The organism is Pseudomonas sp. TJI-51 (assembly GCF_000190455.2).
GTDB lineage: Bacteria > Pseudomonadota > Gammaproteobacteria > Pseudomonadales > Pseudomonadaceae > Aquipseudomonas > Aquipseudomonas juntendi.
In genome coordinates, this window is sequence record NZ_AEWE02000047.1 from 5,024 (window position 1) to 21,177 (window position 16,154).

30 protein-coding genes are annotated in these 16,154 nt (G+C 56.5%); all 30 read right to left on the reverse strand.

Annotated features, from left to right (window positions below; translation table 11 throughout):
- Positions 1 to 38: 38 nt before the first annotated feature.
- Complete coding sequence (gene bfr, locus G1E_RS11270; protein WP_009681979.1) at positions 39 to 503, reverse strand: bacterioferritin; 465 nt, start codon at positions 501 to 503, stop codon at positions 39 to 41.
- Between the two features lie 162 nt (positions 504 to 665).
- Positions 666 to 2,105 (reverse strand): catalase, encoded by a 1,440-nt coding sequence (locus G1E_RS11275; RefSeq protein WP_009681978.1) that lies wholly within the window; start codon positions 2,103 to 2,105, stop codon positions 666 to 668.
- 172 nt (positions 2,106 to 2,277) lie between these two features.
- A complete protein-coding gene (gene rplQ / locus G1E_RS11280; RefSeq protein WP_003255451.1) occupies positions 2,278 to 2,664 on the reverse strand; it encodes a 50S ribosomal protein L17 in 387 nt (128 codons plus the stop codon).
- Positions 2,665 to 2,706: 42 nt separating this feature from the next.
- Entirely contained in the window at positions 2,707 to 3,708 is a 1,002-nt protein-coding gene (gene rpoA / locus G1E_RS11285) for a DNA-directed RNA polymerase subunit alpha (protein WP_003255452.1), read from the reverse strand.
- Between the two features lie 22 nt (positions 3,709 to 3,730).
- Positions 3,731 to 4,351, reverse strand: coding sequence for a 30S ribosomal protein S4 (rpsD, locus tag G1E_RS11290; protein WP_009681977.1), 621 nt, complete (start codon positions 4,349 to 4,351; stop codon positions 3,731 to 3,733).
- 15 nt (positions 4,352 to 4,366) lie between these two features.
- Positions 4,367 to 4,756, reverse strand: coding sequence for a 30S ribosomal protein S11 (gene rpsK, locus G1E_RS11295; RefSeq protein WP_003255454.1), 390 nt, complete (start codon positions 4,754 to 4,756; stop codon positions 4,367 to 4,369).
- A gap of 18 nt (positions 4,757 to 4,774) precedes the next feature.
- Positions 4,775 to 5,131, reverse strand: a complete 357-nt coding sequence (gene rpsM / locus G1E_RS11300; protein ID WP_009681976.1) for a 30S ribosomal protein S13 — start codon at positions 5,129 to 5,131, stop codon at positions 4,775 to 4,777.
- 131 nt (positions 5,132 to 5,262) lie between these two features.
- Entirely contained in the window at positions 5,263 to 5,379 is a 117-nt protein-coding gene (rpmJ, locus tag G1E_RS11305) for a 50S ribosomal protein L36 (RefSeq protein ID WP_002555468.1), read from the reverse strand.
- 28 nt (positions 5,380 to 5,407) lie between these two features.
- Positions 5,408 to 6,739, reverse strand: a complete 1,332-nt coding sequence (gene secY / locus G1E_RS11310; RefSeq protein ID WP_003257108.1) for a preprotein translocase subunit SecY — start codon at positions 6,737 to 6,739, stop codon at positions 5,408 to 5,410.
- Positions 6,740 to 7,174, reverse strand: coding sequence for a 50S ribosomal protein L15 (gene rplO, locus G1E_RS11315; RefSeq protein ID WP_003255461.1), 435 nt, complete (start codon positions 7,172 to 7,174; stop codon positions 6,740 to 6,742).
- A 3-nt stretch (positions 7,175 to 7,177) separates the two neighbouring features.
- Entirely contained in the window at positions 7,178 to 7,354 is a 177-nt protein-coding gene (rpmD, locus tag G1E_RS11320; protein ID WP_003255463.1) for a 50S ribosomal protein L30, read from the reverse strand.
- A 2-nt stretch (positions 7,355 to 7,356) separates the two neighbouring features.
- The gene (gene rpsE, locus G1E_RS11325) at positions 7,357 to 7,857 is read right to left on the reverse strand and encodes a 30S ribosomal protein S5 (RefSeq protein WP_003255465.1); all 501 of its coding nucleotides are present in this window, start codon (positions 7,855 to 7,857) and stop codon (positions 7,357 to 7,359) included.
- Between the two features lie 3 nt (positions 7,858 to 7,860).
- Positions 7,861 to 8,211, reverse strand: a complete 351-nt coding sequence (gene rplR / locus G1E_RS11330; RefSeq protein WP_009681973.1) for a 50S ribosomal protein L18 — start codon at positions 8,209 to 8,211, stop codon at positions 7,861 to 7,863.
- Between the two features lie 10 nt (positions 8,212 to 8,221).
- Positions 8,222 to 8,755, reverse strand: coding sequence for a 50S ribosomal protein L6 (gene rplF, locus G1E_RS11335; protein ID WP_009681972.1), 534 nt, complete (start codon positions 8,753 to 8,755; stop codon positions 8,222 to 8,224).
- A gap of 12 nt (positions 8,756 to 8,767) precedes the next feature.
- A complete protein-coding gene (rpsH, locus tag G1E_RS11340; RefSeq protein ID WP_009681971.1) occupies positions 8,768 to 9,160 on the reverse strand; it encodes a 30S ribosomal protein S8 in 393 nt (130 codons plus the stop codon).
- A 208-nt stretch (positions 9,161 to 9,368) separates the two neighbouring features.
- Positions 9,369 to 9,674 carry a 30S ribosomal protein S14 gene (gene rpsN, locus G1E_RS11345; RefSeq protein WP_009681970.1) on the reverse strand — a complete coding sequence of 102 codons (306 nt, stop codon included), beginning with the start codon at positions 9,672 to 9,674 and terminating at the stop codon, positions 9,369 to 9,371.
- Positions 9,675 to 9,687: 13 nt separating this feature from the next.
- A complete protein-coding gene (rplE, locus tag G1E_RS11350) occupies positions 9,688 to 10,227 on the reverse strand; it encodes a 50S ribosomal protein L5 (protein WP_003255474.1) in 540 nt (179 codons plus the stop codon).
- 20 nt (positions 10,228 to 10,247) lie between these two features.
- The gene (gene rplX / locus G1E_RS11355) at positions 10,248 to 10,562 is read right to left on the reverse strand and encodes a 50S ribosomal protein L24 (protein ID WP_003255476.1); all 315 of its coding nucleotides are present in this window, start codon (positions 10,560 to 10,562) and stop codon (positions 10,248 to 10,250) included.
- Between the two features lie 11 nt (positions 10,563 to 10,573).
- On the reverse strand, positions 10,574 to 10,942 hold the full coding sequence (gene rplN / locus G1E_RS11360; RefSeq protein ID WP_008089810.1) for a 50S ribosomal protein L14: 369 nt from the start codon (positions 10,940 to 10,942) through the stop codon (positions 10,574 to 10,576).
- Positions 10,943 to 10,965: 23 nt separating this feature from the next.
- Entirely contained in the window at positions 10,966 to 11,232 is a 267-nt protein-coding gene (gene rpsQ / locus G1E_RS11365) for a 30S ribosomal protein S17 (protein ID WP_023534981.1), read from the reverse strand.
- 2 nt (positions 11,233 to 11,234) lie between these two features.
- Positions 11,235 to 11,426: a 50S ribosomal protein L29 gene (rpmC, locus tag G1E_RS11370; protein WP_002555481.1), complete on the reverse strand. Its 192-nt coding sequence runs from the start codon at positions 11,424 to 11,426 to the stop codon at positions 11,235 to 11,237.
- The gene (gene rplP, locus G1E_RS11375) at positions 11,426 to 11,839 is read right to left on the reverse strand and encodes a 50S ribosomal protein L16 (RefSeq protein WP_003255479.1); all 414 of its coding nucleotides are present in this window, start codon (positions 11,837 to 11,839) and stop codon (positions 11,426 to 11,428) included. The genes rpmC and rplP overlap by 1 nt, the downstream gene beginning before the upstream one ends.
- A gap of 12 nt (positions 11,840 to 11,851) precedes the next feature.
- On the reverse strand, positions 11,852 to 12,538 hold the full coding sequence (rpsC, locus tag G1E_RS11380; protein WP_003255481.1) for a 30S ribosomal protein S3: 687 nt from the start codon (positions 12,536 to 12,538) through the stop codon (positions 11,852 to 11,854).
- A gap of 13 nt (positions 12,539 to 12,551) precedes the next feature.
- Complete coding sequence (gene rplV, locus G1E_RS11385) at positions 12,552 to 12,884, reverse strand: 50S ribosomal protein L22 (RefSeq protein ID WP_003103908.1); 333 nt, start codon at positions 12,882 to 12,884, stop codon at positions 12,552 to 12,554.
- 11 nt (positions 12,885 to 12,895) lie between these two features.
- Entirely contained in the window at positions 12,896 to 13,171 is a 276-nt protein-coding gene (gene rpsS / locus G1E_RS11390) for a 30S ribosomal protein S19 (protein ID WP_003255482.1), read from the reverse strand.
- 16 nt (positions 13,172 to 13,187) lie between these two features.
- The gene (gene rplB / locus G1E_RS11395; RefSeq protein ID WP_003255483.1) at positions 13,188 to 14,012 is read right to left on the reverse strand and encodes a 50S ribosomal protein L2; all 825 of its coding nucleotides are present in this window, start codon (positions 14,010 to 14,012) and stop codon (positions 13,188 to 13,190) included.
- Between the two features lie 14 nt (positions 14,013 to 14,026).
- Positions 14,027 to 14,326, reverse strand: a complete 300-nt coding sequence (rplW, locus tag G1E_RS11400) for a 50S ribosomal protein L23 (RefSeq protein ID WP_003255484.1) — start codon at positions 14,324 to 14,326, stop codon at positions 14,027 to 14,029.
- Positions 14,323 to 14,925, reverse strand: a complete 603-nt coding sequence (rplD, locus tag G1E_RS11405; RefSeq protein ID WP_003255485.1) for a 50S ribosomal protein L4 — start codon at positions 14,923 to 14,925, stop codon at positions 14,323 to 14,325. Before rplD ends, rplW begins: the two co-directional genes overlap by 4 nt.
- Before the next feature lie 12 nt (positions 14,926 to 14,937).
- Positions 14,938 to 15,573: a 50S ribosomal protein L3 gene (gene rplC / locus G1E_RS11410; RefSeq protein WP_003255486.1), complete on the reverse strand. Its 636-nt coding sequence runs from the start codon at positions 15,571 to 15,573 to the stop codon at positions 14,938 to 14,940.
- An 80-nt stretch (positions 15,574 to 15,653) separates the two neighbouring features.
- Positions 15,654 to 15,965, reverse strand: coding sequence for a 30S ribosomal protein S10 (gene rpsJ / locus G1E_RS11415; RefSeq protein WP_003186070.1), 312 nt, complete (start codon positions 15,963 to 15,965; stop codon positions 15,654 to 15,656).
- Between the last annotated feature and the right edge of the window lie 189 nt (positions 15,966 to 16,154).

Sequence of the window (16,154 nt, forward strand, 5' to 3'; positions counted from 1 at the left end):
CCTTGTGTCGCGATGGGCTGCAAAGCAGCCCCCGGGTATTACATCTGCGATTGCAGGTAGTTCTCCAGGCCAATGGCCTTGATCAGCCCCTGCTGCTTTTCCAGCCAGTAGGTATGATCTTCTTCAGTGTCGGCCAACTGCGCACGCAGAATGTCGCGGCTGACATAGTCCTTGTGCAATTCGCACAACTCGATGCCTTTGCACAACGCAGCGCGCACTTTGTATTCAAGCTTGAGGTCGGCTTCGATCATTTCCGGCACGGTGCTGCCGACTTCCAGGTCGTCTGCACGCATGTCAGGCGTACCTTCCAGCATGAGGATACGACGCATCAGCGCATCAGCGTGTTGCGCCTCTTCTTCCATCTCGTGGTTGATGCGCTCGTAGAGTTTGGACAGGCCCCAGTCTTCGTACATGCGCGAATGAATGAAGTACTGGTCGCGTGCCGCCAGTTCGCCCTTCAGCAGCGTGACGAGGTAGTTGATTACGTCCGGATGGCCTTGCATCGCCCTGTTTCTCCATGTGGAAGCTTCTATGCCGCATAGTGTGAACCAGCTTTTGCCGAAGGTCACTGAAAAAGGGGCAATCCGGGCAAAAAATGGGCTAAACAGTAGTGATATTCATTGAAAAACCGCCCAAATGAGGGCGGTTCTTCTTATCACTTCGAGTTAAGCGAGATTCACGCCCAACGCCTTGGCGATACCTTCGCCATAGGCCGGGTCAGCCATGAAGAAATACTGCAACTGGCGCTGGATGACATCGTCACTGACCCCTGCCATGGCCCCGGCGATGTTGCTGATCAGCAGCGCCTTCTGCTCGTTGCTCATCAAGCGGAACAGCGCGCCGGCGTGGCTGTAGTAGTCGTTGTCCTCACGGTGATCATGGCGGTCCGCTGCACCGGTGAGCGCCAGTGCAGGTTCAGCGTGACGCGGTGACTGCTTGGGTGCGTCGGCGTAGCTATTAGGCTCGTAATTCGGCGCCGCACCATAACTGCCGGTCGCCATGGAGCCGTCGCGCTGGTAGCTGTTCACAGCGCAGCGCGGTGCATTCACCGGCAGTTGCTGGTGGTTGGTACCGACACGGTAGCGGTGGGCGTCAGCGTAGGCGAATACGCGGCCCTGCAGCATGCGGTCGGGTGACAGACCAACGCCAGGCACCATGTTGCTAGGCCCAAACGCTGCTTGCTCGACTTCAGCGAAATAGTTGAGCGGGTTCCGGTTAAGCTCCAGCACCCCCACCTCGATCAGCGGGTAGTCCTTCTGCGACCAGGTTTTGGTGACGTCGAACGGGTTTTCCTCACGGCTCGCCGCCTCCGCTTCGCTCATGACCTGCATGCACACGGTCCAACGCGGGTAGTCACCACGCTCAATGGCTGCAAACAAGTCGCGCTGCGCATAGTCCGGATCGGTACCGGCCAGGCGCGCCGCTTCTGCGGGGGCGAGGTTCTTGATGCCTTGCTGGGTCTTGAAGTGCCACTTCACCCAGGTGCGCTCGCCTTTCTGGTTGATCAGGCTGTAGGTGTGGCTGCCAAAGCCGTGCATATGGCGATAGCCATCAGGGATGCCTCTATCCGAGAACAGAATGGTGACCTGATGCAGCGCTTCAGGCGAATGCGACCAGAAGTCCCACATCATCTGGGCATTCTTGAGGTTGGTCTGTGGGTGGCGCTTCTGGGTGTGGATAAAGTCCGGGAACTTCAACGGGTCGCGAATGAAGAACACGGGGGTGTTGTTGCCCACAATGTCCCAGTTGCCTTCTTCGGTGTAAAACTTTACGGCGAAGCCACGCGGGTCACGCTCGGTATCGGCTGAACCACGCTCGCCACCAACGGTGGAAAAACGCAGGAAGGTTTCGGTTTGCTTGCCGATTTCGCCGAAAAGCTTGGCGCTGGTGTAGGCCGTTATATCGCGGGTGACGGTGAAGGTGCCGTACGCACCCGAACCCTTGGCGTGTACGCGGCGCTCCGGAATGTTCTCGCGATTGAAATGGGCGAGTTTCTCGATGAGGTGGAAGTCGTCGAGCAACAATGGGCCACGTGGGCCGGCGGAGCGGGAGTTCTGGTTGTCGGCTACTGGTGCACCGCTGGCGGTGGTAAGAGTCTTGCTCATGGGCTCTCCTTATCGGTCTTCGAACGCCGGCTGATCGGCTATGGCGAGAGTATCGATGAGCCAAGCTGCTAGAGCAAATTCATTGGCTGACTTGTATTAATAGAAATAAACAATAGCTGCAGACACAAAAAACCGGGCACTAGGCCCGGTTCTTTGTAGCAGACAGAACGTCTTACTCAGCAGCTTCTACAGCACCGCCGACAGGACGATCAACCAGCTCGACGTACGCCATAGGCGCGTTGTCGCCAGCACGGAAACCGCACTTCAGGATGCGCAGGTAGCCGCCCTGACGGGTGGCGTAGCGCTTGCCCAGGTCGTTGAACAGTTTGCCAACAGCGGACTTCGAACGGGTACGGTCGAAGGCCAGACGACGGTTAGCAACGCTGTCTTCCTTGGCCAGGGTGATCAGCGGCTCGGCAACGCGGCGCAGTTCCTTGGCTTTCGGCAGGGTGGTTTTGATCAGCTCGTGCTCGATCAACGACACTGCCATGTTCTGGAACATAGCCTTGCGGTGAGAGCTGGTACGGCTCAGGTGACGTCCACTTTTACGATGACGCATGATTCATTCCTTACCAAACACTACGTTCGGTGATTACGACGATCAGGCGGTCGCCTTGTCGTCTTTCTTAAGACTTGCAGGCGGCCAGTTGTCGAGGCGCATGCCGAGAGACAGACCACGAGAGGCCAGGACGTCCTTGATTTCAGTCAGGGACTTCTTGCCGAGGTTAGGAGTTTTCAACAGCTCTACTTCGGTACGCTGAATCAGGTCGCCGATGTAGTAGATGTTCTCCGCCTTCAGGCAGTTGGCCGAACGTACAGTCAGTTCCAGGTCGTCAACCGGACGCAGCAGGATCGGATCGATCTCGTCTTCCTGCTCGACTACGACAGGCTCGCTGTCACCTTTGAGGTCGACGAACGCGGCCAACTGCTGTTGCAGGATGGTCGCAGCGCGGCGGATAGCCTCTTCAGGGTCCAGGGTGCCGTTGGTTTCCAGATCAATGACCAGTTTGTCCAGGTTGGTACGCTGTTCAACACGGGCGTTCTCGACCACATAGGCGATACGACGCACCGGGCTGAACGAAGCGTCCAACTGCAGACGGCCAATGCTACGGCTTTCGTCTTCGTCGGTTTGACGGGAGTCGGCCGGCTCGTAACCACGACCACGAGCTACAGTGAGCTTCATGTTCAGGGCGCCGTTCGACGCCAGGTTCGCGATTACGTGATCGGGGTTGACGATCTCGACATCGTGATCCAGCTGAATATCGGCAGCGGTAACCACCCCCGAACCCTTTTTCGACAAGGTCAGCGTAACTTCGTCACGACCGTGCAGTTTGATAGCCAGGCCTTTCAGGTTCAACAGGATTTCAATGACGTCTTCCTGAACACCTTCGATCGCGGAGTACTCATGGAGTACGCCATCGATCTCGGCCTCGACTACTGCACAGCCAGGCATGGAGGACAACAGGATGCGGCGCAGCGCGTTGCCCAGGGTATGGCCGAAACCACGCTCGAGAGGCTCGAGCGTAATCTTGGCGCGGGTCGGACTGACTACCTGCACATCAATATGGCGGGGAGTCAGGAACTCATTTACCGAAATCTGCATGGATGCACCTATTTTCTAGCCCTTACTTGGAGTAGAGCTCGACAATCAGGTTCTCGTTGATGTCGGCAGACAGGTCGCTGCGAGCAGGAACGTTCTTGAAAACGCCCGACTTTTTGGCAGCATCCACGTCAACCCACTCAACGCGGCCACGCTGGGCGCAGAGTTCAAGGGCTTGAACAATGCGCAGCTGGCTCAGCGACTTCTCGCGAACCGCGACCACGTCACCCGGACGAACTTGGTAGGATGGAATGTTTACAGTCTTACCGTTGACGCTGATCGCTTTGTGCGAAACCAGCTGACGGGACTCGGAACGAGTCGAGCCGAAGCCCATACGGTAAACGACGTTATCCAGACGGCACTCGAGCAGTTGCAGCAGGTTCTCACCGGTTGCGCCTTTTTTCGAGGCAGCAGCTTGGTAGTAACCGCGGAACTGACGCTCCAGAACACCGTAGATACGACGAACTTTTTGTTTCTCACGCAGCTGGGTGCCGTAGTCGGACTGACGGCCACGGCGCTGGCCGTGGATACCTGGGGCTGCTTCGATGTTGCACTTCGATTCCAGAGCGCGAACGCCGCTCTTCAGGAACAGGTCAGTGCCTTCACGACGAGACAGTTTGCATTTTGGACCAATGTAACGTGCCATTCTTCTGTCTCCTGATTACACGCGACGCTTCTTCGGCGGACGGCACCCGTTGTGCGGGATAGGCGTCACGTCGGTGATGCTGGCGATCTTGTAGCCGCAGCTGTTCAATGCACGAACGGCGGACTCACGACCTGGACCTGGACCCTTGACGTTTACGTCGAGGTTTTTCAGACCGTATTCCAGCGCAGCTTGACCAGCACGCTCAGCAGCAATCTGAGCTGCGAACGGGGTGGATTTGCGCGAACCACGGAAACCCGAACCACCGGAGGTCGCCCAGGACAAAGCATTGCCCTGACGGTCGGTGATGGTCACGATGGTGTTGTTGAAAGATGCATGGATGTGGGCGATGCCATCAACCACTGTCTTTTTAACTTTTTTACGAGGACGAGCAGCAGGTTTTGCCATGTCTATATTCCTGGGCGATTACTTGCGGATCGGCTTACGCGGGCCCTTACGGGTGCGTGCGTTGGTCTTGGTGCGCTGACCGCGAACCGGCAGACCTTTACGATGACGCAGGCCGCGGTAGCAACCCAGGTCCATCAAGCGCTTGATCTTCATGTTGACGTCACGACGCAGGTCACCTTCAGTGGTGAACTTCGCGACTTCGCCACGCAGGGTTTCGATTTGCTCGTCGCTCAGATCCTTGATCTTTGCGGCTGGATTTACACCAGCGTCTACACAGATCTTCTGTGCAGTTGTGCGACCGACACCATAGATGTAGGTCAGCGAGATAACAGTATGCTTGTTATCTGGAATGTTGACGCCTGCAATACGGGCCATTCAGTGGGACTCCAATTGACAGCTACCTACGCCCCGGAAGCCAAGAAATAGGGCGCGAGATAATATCGCTGTAGAAACGAATAATCAACCCAGCAGCACACTAGCTGCTGGGTTTGAAGCGCAGATCACACTCAGCCTTGGCGCTGTTTGTGACGCGGTTCCGCGCTGCAGATCACTCGTACGACGCCTTCGCGACGGATGATCTTGCAGTTACGGCACAGCTTTTTCACCGATGCACGAACTTTCATTACCGACTCCTCGAACCTTAGGGGCGTATCAGCGCAGCAGGCCGCTGCCACCGTAGCCTTTCAGGTTGGCTTTCTTCATCAGGGATTCGTACTGGTGCGAAACGAGGTGCGATTGTACTTGGGACATGAAGTCCATCACAACCACTACCACAATCAGCAACGAGGTCCCGCCAAGGTAGAACGGCACATTTGCTGCCACCACCAGGAACTGGGGCAGAAGGCAGACGGCCATCATGTAAAGAGCACCGAACATGGTCAAACGGGTCAGTACGCCATCAATGTAGCGTGCCGACTGCTCACCAGGACGGATACCCGGAATAAAGGCACCGGACTTCTTCAGGTTTTCCGCTACGTCTTTCGGGTTGAACATCAACGCTGTGTAGAAGAAGCAGAAGAAAATGATCCCTGCACTAAACAGCAGAATGTTCAACGGCTGACCAGGAGCGATCGACTGCGAGATGTCCTGCAGCCAGCCCATACCTTCGGACTGACCGAACCAGGCACCCAGCGAAGCCGGGAACAGCAAAATGCTGCTCGCGAAAATGGCCGGGATAACCCCCGCCATGTTCACCTTCAACGGCAAGTGGCTGGTCTGCGCAGCGAAGACCTTGCGGCCCTGCTGACGCTTGGCGTAGTGAACGGCGATACGACGCTGACCACGCTCAATGAACACCACGAAACCGATAATCGCTACTGCCAGCAAACCGATTGCGACCAGGGCGAAAATGTTGATATCGCCTGTGCGTGCAGACTCGAAAGACTGCCCGATTGCTCTCGGAAGACCGGCAACGATACCCGCGAAGATCAACATCGAGATACCGTTGCCCACACCGCGCTCGGTGATCTGCTCGCCCAGCCACATCATGAACATCGCGCCCGCCACGAAGGTGGAGACGGCGACGACATGGAAGCCCAGGCCTACAGAAAACGCCACGCCCTGGTTGGCCAGGCCAATGGACATGCCAATGGCTTGAACCAGTGCCAGGATAACGGTGCCGTAGCGGGTGTACTGGCTGATCTTGCGACGGCCAGCTTCACCTTCCTTCTTCAACTGCTCCAGTTGCGGGCTGACCGCAGTCATCAGCTGCATGATGATCGATGCCGAGATGTACGGCATGATCCCCAGTGCAAAGATGCTCATGCGCTCGAGCGCGCCACCGGAAAACATGTTGAACAAGCTAAGAATGGTCCCCTCATTCTGCCGAAACAGATCCGCCAGACGGTCCGGATTGATGCCAGGCACCGGGATATGTGCGCCTATCCGATAGACGATGATCGCCATGAACAGAAAGCGCAGACGAGCCCAGAGTTCCGACATCCCGCCCTTACCGAGCGAAGAGAGAGCACCTTGCTTAGCCATTTATTCCTCGAATTTGCCGCCAGCTGCTTCGATAGCCGCACGCGCACCCTTGGTGGCTGCGATACCCTTGATGGTGACTGCGCGAGTAACTTCGCCAGACAGCATGATTTTCACACGCTGAATGTGCTGGTTGATCACGTTGGCATCCTTCAGGGATTGCACGGAGATCACGTCGCCTTCCACTTTGGCCAGCTCGGACAGACGCACTTCAGCGCGGTCCATGGCTTTCAGGGAAACGAAGCCGAACTTCGGCAGACGACGGTGCAGCGGCTGTTGACCGCCTTCGAAGCCAGGAGCGATCGAACCACCCGAACGGGAAGTCTGACCTTTGTGGCCACGGCCGCCGGTCTTACCCAGACCGCTACCGATACCACGACCTGGACGATGCTTCTCGCGACGGGAACCCGGCGCTGGACTCAGATCATTGAGTTTCATCGATTAGCCCTCGACCTTCAGCATGTAGTAAGCCTTGTTGATCATCCCGCGGTTCTCGGGAGTATCCTGGACTTCTACAGTGTGACCGATGCGACGCAGACCCAGGCCTTTAACACACAGTTTGTGGTTAGGCAGACGGCCCGAGACGCTCTTGATCAGCGTTACTTTTACGGTTGCCATGATCAGAAGATCTCCTCGACGCTCTTGCCGCGCTTGGCAGCAATGGATTCAGGAGATTGCATGGCTTTCAGACCCTTGAAGGTGGCGTAAACCACGTTCACTGGGTTGGTCGAACCGTAGCACTTGGCCAGAACGTTCTGAACACCAGCAACTTCCAGGACAGCACGCATTGCGCCACCGGCGATGATACCGGTACCTTCCGAAGCAGGCTGCATGTAAACCTTCGAGGCGCCGTGGGCAGCCTTGGTGGCGTACTGCAGGGTAGTGCCCTTCAGGTCAACCTGGATCATGTTGCGACGGGCAGCTTCCATGGCTTTCTGGATCGCGGCTGGTACTTCGCGCGATTTGCCACGGCCGAAGCCGACACGACCTTTACCATCACCTACCACGGTCAGCGCGGTGAAGGTGAAGATACGGCCGCCTTTTACGGTTTTGGCAACGCGGTTAACTTGAACCAGCTTCTCGATGTAGCCTTCGTCGCGCTTTTGATCGTTATTTGCCATAACTTAGAACTCCAGCCCGCCTTCACGAGCAGCATCAGCCAGCGCTTTGACGCGGCCATGGTACTTGAAGCCGGAACGGTCAAAGGCAACTTGAGATACACCGGCGGCTTTCGCACGCTCAGCTACCAGCTTGCCAACCTTAGTGGCCGCGTCGATGTTGCCAGTGGCGCCATCACGCAGTTCTTTGTCCAAGGTCGAGGCGCTTGCCAGAACCTTGCTGCCGTCGGCCGAAATGACCTGGGCGTAGATGTGCTGCGAGGAGCGGAACACGCACAGGCGCACGACTTCGAGTTCGTGCATCTTGAGACGTGCTTTGCGAGCGCGACGCAGTCGAATAACTTTTTTGTCGGTCATTTACTAGGCCCTACTTCTTCTTGGCTTCTTTACGACGGACTACTTCGTCCGCGTAACGCACACCTTTACCTTTGTAAGGCTCTGGCGGACGGAAGTCGCGGATTTCAGCGGCCACCTGACCCACCAGCTGCTTGTCGATACCCTTGATCAGGATGTCGGTCTGGCTTGGGGTTTCAGCGGTGATACCGGCTGGCAGTTCGTAGTCCACTGGGTGCGAGAAGCCCAGAGCCAGGTTCAGGACGGTGCCTTTAGCCTGTGCCTTGTAACCAACACCGACCAGCTGGAGCTTGCGCTCGAAGCCTTGGCTTACGCCTTGGACCATGTTGTTCACCAGAGCGCGGGTGGTACCGGCCATGGCGCGAGCTTGCTGGTCACCGTTGCGAGCGACGAAACGCAGCTCGCCAGATTCTTCGGTAACTTCAACAGACGAGTGAACGTTCAGTTCGAGAGTGCCTTTGGCACCCTTCACCGAAAGCTGCTGGCCGGCGAATTTGACTTCGACGCCTGCTGGCAGCTTAACGGGGTTCTTAGCGACGCGAGACATGCCTATCTCCCCTTAGAACACTGTGCACAGAACTTCGCCGCCGACACCGGCAGCGCGCGCAGCGCGATCAGTCATCACACCTTTGTTGGTGGAGACGATAGACACGCCCAGACCGCCACGTACTTTCGGCAGCTCTGCGACGGACTTGTACTGGCGCAGGCCTGGACGGCTGGAGCGCTTCAGTTCTTCGATGACCGGACGGCCTTCGAAATACTTCAGTTCGATCGACAGGGAAGGCTTGGCCTCACCAGTTACCTGGTAGCCAGCGATGTAACCTTCGTCTTTCAGAACTTTGGCAACCGCGACCTTCAGGGTGGAGGAAGGCATGCTTACGACGGACTTTTCAGCCATCTGGGCATTACGGATGCGAGTTAGCATGTCCGCTAACGGGTCCTGCATACTCATGGGCTAGATGCTCCTGATACAAGAATTATTAGCCTTGCGGCTATCACAACCACCCGAACAGGCAGGGGAAAACCCCAGGCTCAGGTGAGCCGGTCATTCTAGACACAAGGTAGAAACGAAACAAGCCCCATGTAGGGGCTTGTTTGATGGCAAGGTCACCGGCGGTCGGAAGATTGCTCCCCTTGCGCCGGGATCTTGCCTGCAGCGATTACCAGGAGGCCTTGACCAGACCTGGTACGTCACCGCGCATTGCAGCTTGACGCAGCATGTTACGGCCCAGGCCGAACTTACGGTATACACCGTGAGGACGACCGGTCAGGCGGCAACGGTTGCGCAGGCGCGAAGCGCTAGCGTCGCGTGGCTGCTTCTGCAGAGCGACTACGGCAGCGAAACGCTCTTCAGGAGAGGCGTTGACGTTGACGATGGTCGCTTTCAGTTCAGCACGCTTCTTAGCGAACTTGGCTACCGTGAGCTGACGCTTCAGCTCGCGGTTTTTCATGCTCTTCTTGGCCATTTTCCTACTCCAATCAGTTGCGGAACGGGAACTTGAAAGCACGCAGCAGAGCGCGGCCTTCGTCGTCCGAACGAGCAGTGGTGGTCAGGGTGATGTCCAAACCGCGCAGAGCATCGATCTTGTCGTAGTCGATTTCCGGGAAGATGATCTGCTCTTTCACGCCCATGCTGTAGTTGCCACGGCCATCGAAGGACTTGGCATTCAGGCCGCGGAAGTCGCGGACCCGAGGCAGGGAGATCGCCAGCAGGCGGTCCAGGAATTCGTACATCTTGTCGCTACGCAGGGTCACCTTGACGCCGATCGGCCAGCCTTCGCGGACTTTGAAGCCAGCGATGGACTTGCGAGCGAAAGTCACAACCGGCTTTTGACCGGTGATCTTTTCCAGGTCGGCAACAGCGTGCTCGATGACTTTCTTGTCGCCGATCGCTTCGCCCAGACCCATGTTCAGGGTGATCTTGGTAACGCGCGGAACTTCCATCACGTTCGACAGCTTAAGTTCTTCCTTAAGCTTAGGAGCGATTTCGTTCCGGTAAATCTCTTTCAGTCGTGCCATGGTCTTCTACCTAGCAGTGTTCAAGCATCAACCGCTTTTTGGGTCGACTTGAAGACACGAATTTTTTTACCGTCTTCTACTTTGAAGCCAACGCGATCAGCCTTGTTGGTTTCACCGTTGAAGATGGCAACGTTGGAAGCGTGCAGAGGCGCTTCTTTCTCGACGATACCGCCCTGTACGCCCGCCATCGGGTTAGGCTTGGTATGACGCTTGACCAGGTTCACGCCACCGATGACCAGACGGTCATCAGCCAGAACCTTCAGCACCTTACCGCGCTTACCTTTGTCTTTGCCGGCGATCACGATGATCTCGTCGTCACGACGAATCTTTTGCATGTCGGATCTCCTTACAGCACTTCAGGGGCGAGCGAGACGATCTTCATGAACTTCTCGGTACGAAGTTCACGGGTCACTGGCCCGAAGATGCGAGTGCCGATCGGCTCTTGCTTGGTGTTCAGCAGAACAGCAGCGTTGCCGTCGAAACGAATGATGGAACCGTCAGCGCGACGTACACCGTGACGGGTACGGACGACAACAGCAGTCATCACCTGGCCTTTTTTGACCTTACCGCGCGGAATTGCTTCCTTGACGGTTACTTTGATGATGTCACCGATGCCGGCGTAACGGCGGTGCGAGCCGCCGAGCACCTTGATGCACATGACGCGACGAGCGCCGCTGTTATCGGCCACATCGAGCATGGATTGAGTCTGAATCATAAAATTTCTCCGACCCCTAGCCCTTAGACTTCAACAGCGCGTTCGAGGACTTCAACCAGTGCCCAGGACTTGGTCTTGGCCAGCGGACGGGTTTCGGTAATGGAAACCTTGTCGCCGATTTTGCACTGGTTGGTTTCGTCGTGCGCGTGCAGCTTAGTCGAACGCTTAACGTATTTACCGTAGATCGGGTGCTTAACGCGACGCTCGATCAGAACGGTGATGGTCTTGTCCATTTTGTCGCTGACGACACGGCCAGTCAGCGTACGGACGGTTTTTTCAGCTTCAGCCATGATCACTTACCTGCCTGCTGGTTGAGCACAGTTTTCACGCGAGCGATGTCACGCTTAACTTGCGAGAGCAGGTGCGACTGCCCCAACTGGCCAGTTGCTTTCTGCATACGCAGATTGAACTGGTCGCGCAGCAAGCCGAGCAGTTGCTCGTTCAGTTGCTGTGCCGATTTTTCACGAAGTTCATTCGCTTTCATCACATCACCGTCCGCTTAACAAAGGAGGTGGCGAGAGGCAGCTTTGCAGCAGCCAGGGCGAAAGCTTCGCGCGCCAGCTCTTCAGAAACACCCTCGATCTCGTACAGGACTTTGCCTGGCTGGATCTGGGCAACCCAGTACTCCACGGAACCCTTACCTTTACCCATACGAACCTCGAGAGGCTTCTTGGAGATCGGCTTGTCCGGGAACACACGGATCCAGATCTTGCCGCCACGCTTAACGTGACGGGTCAGCGCACGACGTGCGGACTCGATCTGGCGAGCGGTGAGGCGACCGCGAGCAACAGCTTTCAGGGCGAATTCGCCGAAGCTGACTTTGCTACCGCGCAGTGCCAGACCACGGTTGTGGCCAGTCATCTGCTTGCGGAATTTTGTACGCTTTGGTTGCAACATTTGGCGTACCCCTTACTTAGCAGCTTTTTTACGAGGCGCTGGTGCTTGTGGTTTCAGTTCTTCTTGGCGACCACCAATAACTTCGCCTTTGAAGATCCAAACCTTCACACCGATCACACCGTAAGTGGTGTGAGCTTCGTAGGTGTTGTAGTCGATATCGGCACGCAGGGTGTGCAGCGGCACACGACCTTCGCGATACCACTCGGTACGAGCAATCTCAGCACCGCCGAGACGACCGCTCACCTGGATCTTGATGCCCTTGGCACCAATACGCATGGCGTTCTGTACGGCGCGCTTCATGGCGCGACGGAACATTACGCGGCGTTCCAGCTGCTGAGCTACGCTCTGCGCAACCAGCATAGCGTCGAGTTCCGGCTTGCGGATCTCTTCGATGTTGATGTGCACAGGCACACCCATCTGCTTGGTCAGGTCCTGACGCAGCTTCTCGACATCTTCACCTTTCTTCCCGATAACGATACCTGGACGAGCGGTGTGGATGGTGATGCGTGCAGTTTGAGCCGGACGATGAATATCGATACGGCTTACGGACGCGCTTTTTAGTTTGTCTTGGAGGTACTCACGCGTTTTCAGATCCTTCAACAGGTAATCTGCGTAAGTAGCACCGTCTGCGTACCAGACGGAGGTGTGCTCCTTGACGATTCCCAGGCGAATGCCAGTGGGATGTACTTTCTGACCCATCTGATCGACTCCGTTACTTGTCCGCAACCTTGACAGTGATATGGCAAGACCGCTTGACGATGCGATCAGCACGGCCTTTGGCACGTGGCATGATGCGCTTCAGCGAACGCCCTTCGTTGACGAAGACGGTGGAGACCTTCAGGTCATCAACGTCTGCGCCTTCGTTGTGTTCGGCGTTGGCTACGGCCGACTCGAGGACTTTCTTCATGATTTCAGCAGCTTTTTTGCTGCTGAAGGCCAACAGGTTGAGCGCTTCGCCCACCTTCTTCCCGCGGATCTGGTCGGCGACCAAGCGGGCTTTCTGGGCGGAGATTCGAGCGCCCGACAACTTAGCGGCTACTTCCATTTCCTTACCCCTTAACGCTTGGCTTTCTTGTCAGCCACGTGCCCGCGATAGGTGCGGGTACCGGCGAACTCGCCCAGTTTGTGGCCGACCATGTCTTCGTTCACCAGAACTGGGACATGTTGACGACCGTTGTGTACCGCGATGGTCAGACCGACCATTTGTGGCAGGATCATCGAACGACGCGACCAGGTTTTAACTGGCTTGCGATCATTCTTCTCCACCGCCACTTCGACCTTCTTCAGCAGGTGAAGATCGATAAAAGGACCTTTTTTCAGAGAACGTGGCACTGTCGTATCCCTCTAGTTACTTGCGACGACGGACGATCATGTTGTCGGTACGCTTATTACCACGGGTTTTAGCACCCTTGGTTGGGAAGCCCCATGGCGATACCGGATGACGACCACCGGAGGTACGACCTTCACCACCACCGTGTGGGTGGTCAACCGGGTTCATGGCAACACCACGAACGGTTGGGCGAACGCCGCGCCAGCGTTTGGCACCAGCTTTACCCAGCGAACGCAGGCTGTGCTCGGAGTTCGAGACTTCGCCCAGGGTCGCACGGCACTCAGCCAGGACTTTACGCATTTCACCAGAGCGCAGACGCAGGGTCACGTAGACACCTTCGCGAGCGATCAGCTGAGCCGAAGCACCAGCGGAACGAGCGATCTGTGCACCTTTACCCGGCTTCAGTTCGATGCCGTGGATGGTGCTACCTACTGGAATGTTGCGCAGCTGCAGGGAGTTACCGGCCTTGATTGGGGCCAGTGCACCTGCGATCAGCTGGTCGCCAGCGCTCACGCCTTTAGGGGCGATGATGTAGCGACGCTCACCGTCTGCGTAGCACAGCAGGGCGATGTGAGCAGTACGGTTCGGGTCGTATTCGATACGCTCGACAGTGGCTGGGATGCCATCTTTGTCGTTGCGACGGAAGTCGACCAGACGGTAATGCTGCTTATGACCACCACCAACGTGACGAGTGGTAATGCGGCCATTGTTGTTACGACCACCAGACTTCGATTTTTTCTCGATCAGCGGTGCGTGAGGAGCGCCTTTGTGCAGCTCCTTGTTGACCACCTTGACCACGAAACGGCGGCCAGGGGAAGTCGGTTTGCATTTAACGATTGCCATGATGCACCCCTTCCTTACTCAGCACTGCTGCTGAAATCGAGATCTTGGCCTGGCTGAAGGGAGACGATCGCCTTCTTCCAGTCATTACGCTTGCCCAGACCACGTGCGGTACGCTTGGTTTTACCCAGAACGTTAACAGTCGACACGTTTTCAACTTTTACGTTGAACAGGCCTTCGACAGCTTTCTTGATTTCCAGCTTGGTTGCATCGGTAGCAACCTTGAATACGAACTGGCCTTTTTTCTCAGCCAGAACGGTAGCCTTCTCGGAAACGTGCGGGCCAAGGAGGACTTTGAATACGCGTTCCTGGTTCATCCCAGCAGCTCCTCGAATTTCTTCACGGCCGAGACAGTGATCAACACTTTCTCGTATGCGATCAGACTGACCGGGTCGGAACCTTGTACGTCACGTACATCGACGTGCGGCAGGTTACGAGCAGCCAGGTACAGGTTCTGATCAACAGCGTCGGAAACGATCAAAACATCGCTCAGACCCATGCCGTTCAGCTTGTTCAGCAGATCTTTGGTTTTTGGCGCTTCAACAGCGAAGTCCTGAACCACGACCAGACGGTCGCTACGCACCAGCTCAGCGAGGATGGAGCGCAGTGCTGCGCGGTACATCTTCTTGTTGAGCTTCTGCGAGTGATCTTGAGGGCGAGCTGCGAAGGTTACACCACCGCCACGCCAGATCGGACCACGAGTGGTACCAGCACGAGCACGGCCAGTACCCTTCTGACGCCATGGGCGCTTACCGCCACCAGCCACGTCGGAACGGGTCTTCTGCTGCTTGGTACCCTGACGGCCGCCAGCCATGTAGGCCACGACTGCTTGGTGAACCAGCGTCTCGTTGAATTCGCCACCGAAAGTCAGTTCGGAAACTTCGATCGCCTGAGCGTCATTTACATTAAGTTGCATGTCAGTTTCCCCTTAACCGCGAGCCTTGACAGCTGGACGTACAACCACGTCGCCACCAGTAGCGCCAGGTACGGCACCTTTGATCAGCAGCAGGTTGCGTTCAGCGTCTACGCGAACTACTTCCAGGGACTGAACAGTCACGCGCTCGGCGCCCATGTGACCGGACATTTTCTTGCCCTTGAACACACGACCAGGAGTCTGGCACTGGCCGATGGAACCAGGAACACGGTGCGACACGGAGTTACCGTGGGTGTTGTCCTGACCACGGAAGTTCCAGCGCTTGATGGTACCGGCAAAGCCTTTACCTTTGGACTGACCAGTAACGTCAACCAGCTGGCCTGCAGTGAAGAGTTCAGCTTTGATCAGATCGCCAGCCTGGAAATCGCCTTCTTCAAGACGGAACTCCCAAACACCGCGACCAGCGGCAACGTTGGCCTTGGCGAAGTGGCCTGCCTGAGCGGCAGTCACACGCGAAGCACGACGCTCGCCGACAGTGACTTGCACTGCACGGTAGCCATCGGTTTCTTCAGTTTTGAACTGGGTGACGCGATTCGGCTCGATCTCAATGACCGTGACCGGAATGGAGACACCTTCTTCGGTGAAAATGCGGGTCATACCGCACTTGCGACCGATTACACCAATAGTCATGTTGTAAACCTCATGAGTGTACGGGGCTTTCACCCGCTATGGCCGCCCATTTCAGAGCGTTACACGACTAGACCGAAGTCTTAGCCGAGGCTGATCTGTACTTCCACACCTGCCGCCAGATCAAGCTTCATCAGCGCGTCAACGGTTTTATCCGTTGGCTGGACGATGTCCAGAACACGCTTATGAGTGCGGATCTCGTACTGGTCACGCGCGTCTTTGTTGACGTGCGGGGAAACCAGAACGGTGAAACGCTCTTTGCGGGTAGGCAGTGGAATTGGACCACGCACTTGTGCACCAGTACGTTTCGCGGTTTCCACGATTTCCTGGGTGGATTGGTCGATCAGGCGATGGTCGAAAGCCTTCAACCTGATACGGATTTGCTGATTTTGCATTGGATTTCAGACTCCAGGCTGTTCCCAACGGACGCACTACGCCCGCTAAAAGGAGGCGTGATTCTATAGACGCCCCCATTTAGTGTCAACCCAATAAAAAAAACCCCCGCTGAGCGGGGGTTTTTTCAATCGGTCGAGAGATTACTCGATGATTTTGGCTACGACGCCGGCGCCGACGGTACGACCGCC

Coding starts and splice junctions, on each gene's coding strand:
- rplC (WP_003255486.1), bottom strand. CDS start 15,573: ATGACTATTGGTGTAATCGGTCGCAAGTGCGGTATGACCCGCATTTTC.
- rplN (WP_008089810.1), bottom strand. CDS start 10,942: ATGATTCAGACTCAATCCATGCTCGATGTGGCCGATAACAGCGGCGCT.
- rplF (WP_009681972.1), bottom strand. CDS start 8,755: ATGTCTCGCGTCGCTAAGAACCCCGTTAAGCTGCCAGCAGGCGTCGAA.
- rpsM (WP_009681976.1), bottom strand. CDS start 5,131: ATGGCCCGTATTGCAGGCGTCAACATTCCAGATAACAAGCATACTGTT.
- rpmC (WP_002555481.1), bottom strand. CDS start 11,426: ATGAAAGCGAATGAACTTCGTGAAAAATCGGCACAGCAACTGAACGAG.
- rpmJ (WP_002555468.1), bottom strand. CDS start 5,379: ATGAAAGTTCGTGCATCGGTGAAAAAGCTGTGCCGTAACTGCAAGATC.
- rplV (WP_003103908.1), bottom strand. CDS start 12,884: ATGGAAGTAGCCGCTAAGTTGTCGGGCGCTCGAATCTCCGCCCAGAAA.
- rpsD (WP_009681977.1), bottom strand. CDS start 4,351: ATGGCACGTTACATTGGTCCAAAATGCAAACTGTCTCGTCGTGAAGGC.
- rplB (WP_003255483.1), bottom strand. CDS start 14,012: ATGGCAATCGTTAAATGCAAACCGACTTCCCCTGGCCGCCGTTTCGTG.
- rplX (WP_003255476.1), bottom strand. CDS start 10,562: ATGCAAAAGATTCGTCGTGACGACGAGATCATCGTGATCGCCGGCAAA.
- rplW (WP_003255484.1), bottom strand. CDS start 14,326: ATGAACCAGGAACGCGTATTCAAAGTCCTCCTTGGCCCGCACGTTTCC.
- rplE (WP_003255474.1), bottom strand. CDS start 10,227: ATGGCACGACTGAAAGAGATTTACCGGAACGAAATCGCTCCTAAGCTT.
- rpsH (WP_009681971.1), bottom strand. CDS start 9,160: ATGAGTATGCAGGACCCGTTAGCGGACATGCTAACTCGCATCCGTAAT.
- rpsJ (WP_003186070.1), bottom strand. CDS start 15,965: ATGCAAAATCAGCAAATCCGTATCAGGTTGAAGGCTTTCGACCATCGC.
- rpmD (WP_003255463.1), bottom strand. CDS start 7,354: ATGGCAACCGTAAAAGTAACGCTGATCAAGAGCGTCTCGGGCCGTCTG.
- secY (WP_003257108.1), bottom strand. CDS start 6,739: ATGGCTAAGCAAGGTGCTCTCTCTTCGCTCGGTAAGGGCGGGATGTCG.
- rpoA (WP_003255452.1), bottom strand. CDS start 3,708: ATGCAGATTTCGGTAAATGAGTTCCTGACTCCCCGCCATATTGATGTG.
- rplR (WP_009681973.1), bottom strand. CDS start 8,211: ATGACCGACAAAAAAGTTATTCGACTGCGTCGCGCTCGCAAAGCACGT.
- rpsN (WP_009681970.1), bottom strand. CDS start 9,674: ATGGCCAAGAAGAGCATGAAAAACCGCGAGCTGAAGCGTCAGCTCACG.
- rplO (WP_003255461.1), bottom strand. CDS start 7,174: ATGAAACTCAATGATCTGAGTCCAGCGCCGGGTTCCCGTCGCGAGAAG.
- rplP (WP_003255479.1), bottom strand. CDS start 11,839: ATGTTGCAACCAAAGCGTACAAAATTCCGCAAGCAGATGACTGGCCAC.
- G1E_RS11275 (WP_009681978.1), bottom strand. CDS start 2,105: ATGAGCAAGACTCTTACCACCGCCAGCGGTGCACCAGTAGCCGACAAC.
- rpsK (WP_003255454.1), bottom strand. CDS start 4,756: ATGGCAAAACCTGCTGCTCGTCCTCGTAAAAAAGTTAAAAAGACAGTG.
- bfr (WP_009681979.1), bottom strand. CDS start 503: ATGCAAGGCCATCCGGACGTAATCAACTACCTCGTCACGCTGCTGAAG.
- rpsC (WP_003255481.1), bottom strand. CDS start 12,538: ATGGGTCAGAAAGTACATCCCACTGGCATTCGCCTGGGAATCGTCAAG.
- rplQ (WP_003255451.1), bottom strand. CDS start 2,664: ATGCGTCATCGTAAAAGTGGACGTCACCTGAGCCGTACCAGCTCTCAC.
- rpsE (WP_003255465.1), bottom strand. CDS start 7,857: ATGGCAAATAACGATCAAAAGCGCGACGAAGGCTACATCGAGAAGCTG.
- rplD (WP_003255485.1), bottom strand. CDS start 14,925: ATGCAACTTAATGTAAATGACGCTCAGGCGATCGAAGTTTCCGAACTG.
- rpsQ (WP_023534981.1), bottom strand. CDS start 11,232: ATGGCTGAAGCTGAAAAAACCGTCCGTACGCTGACTGGCCGTGTCGTC.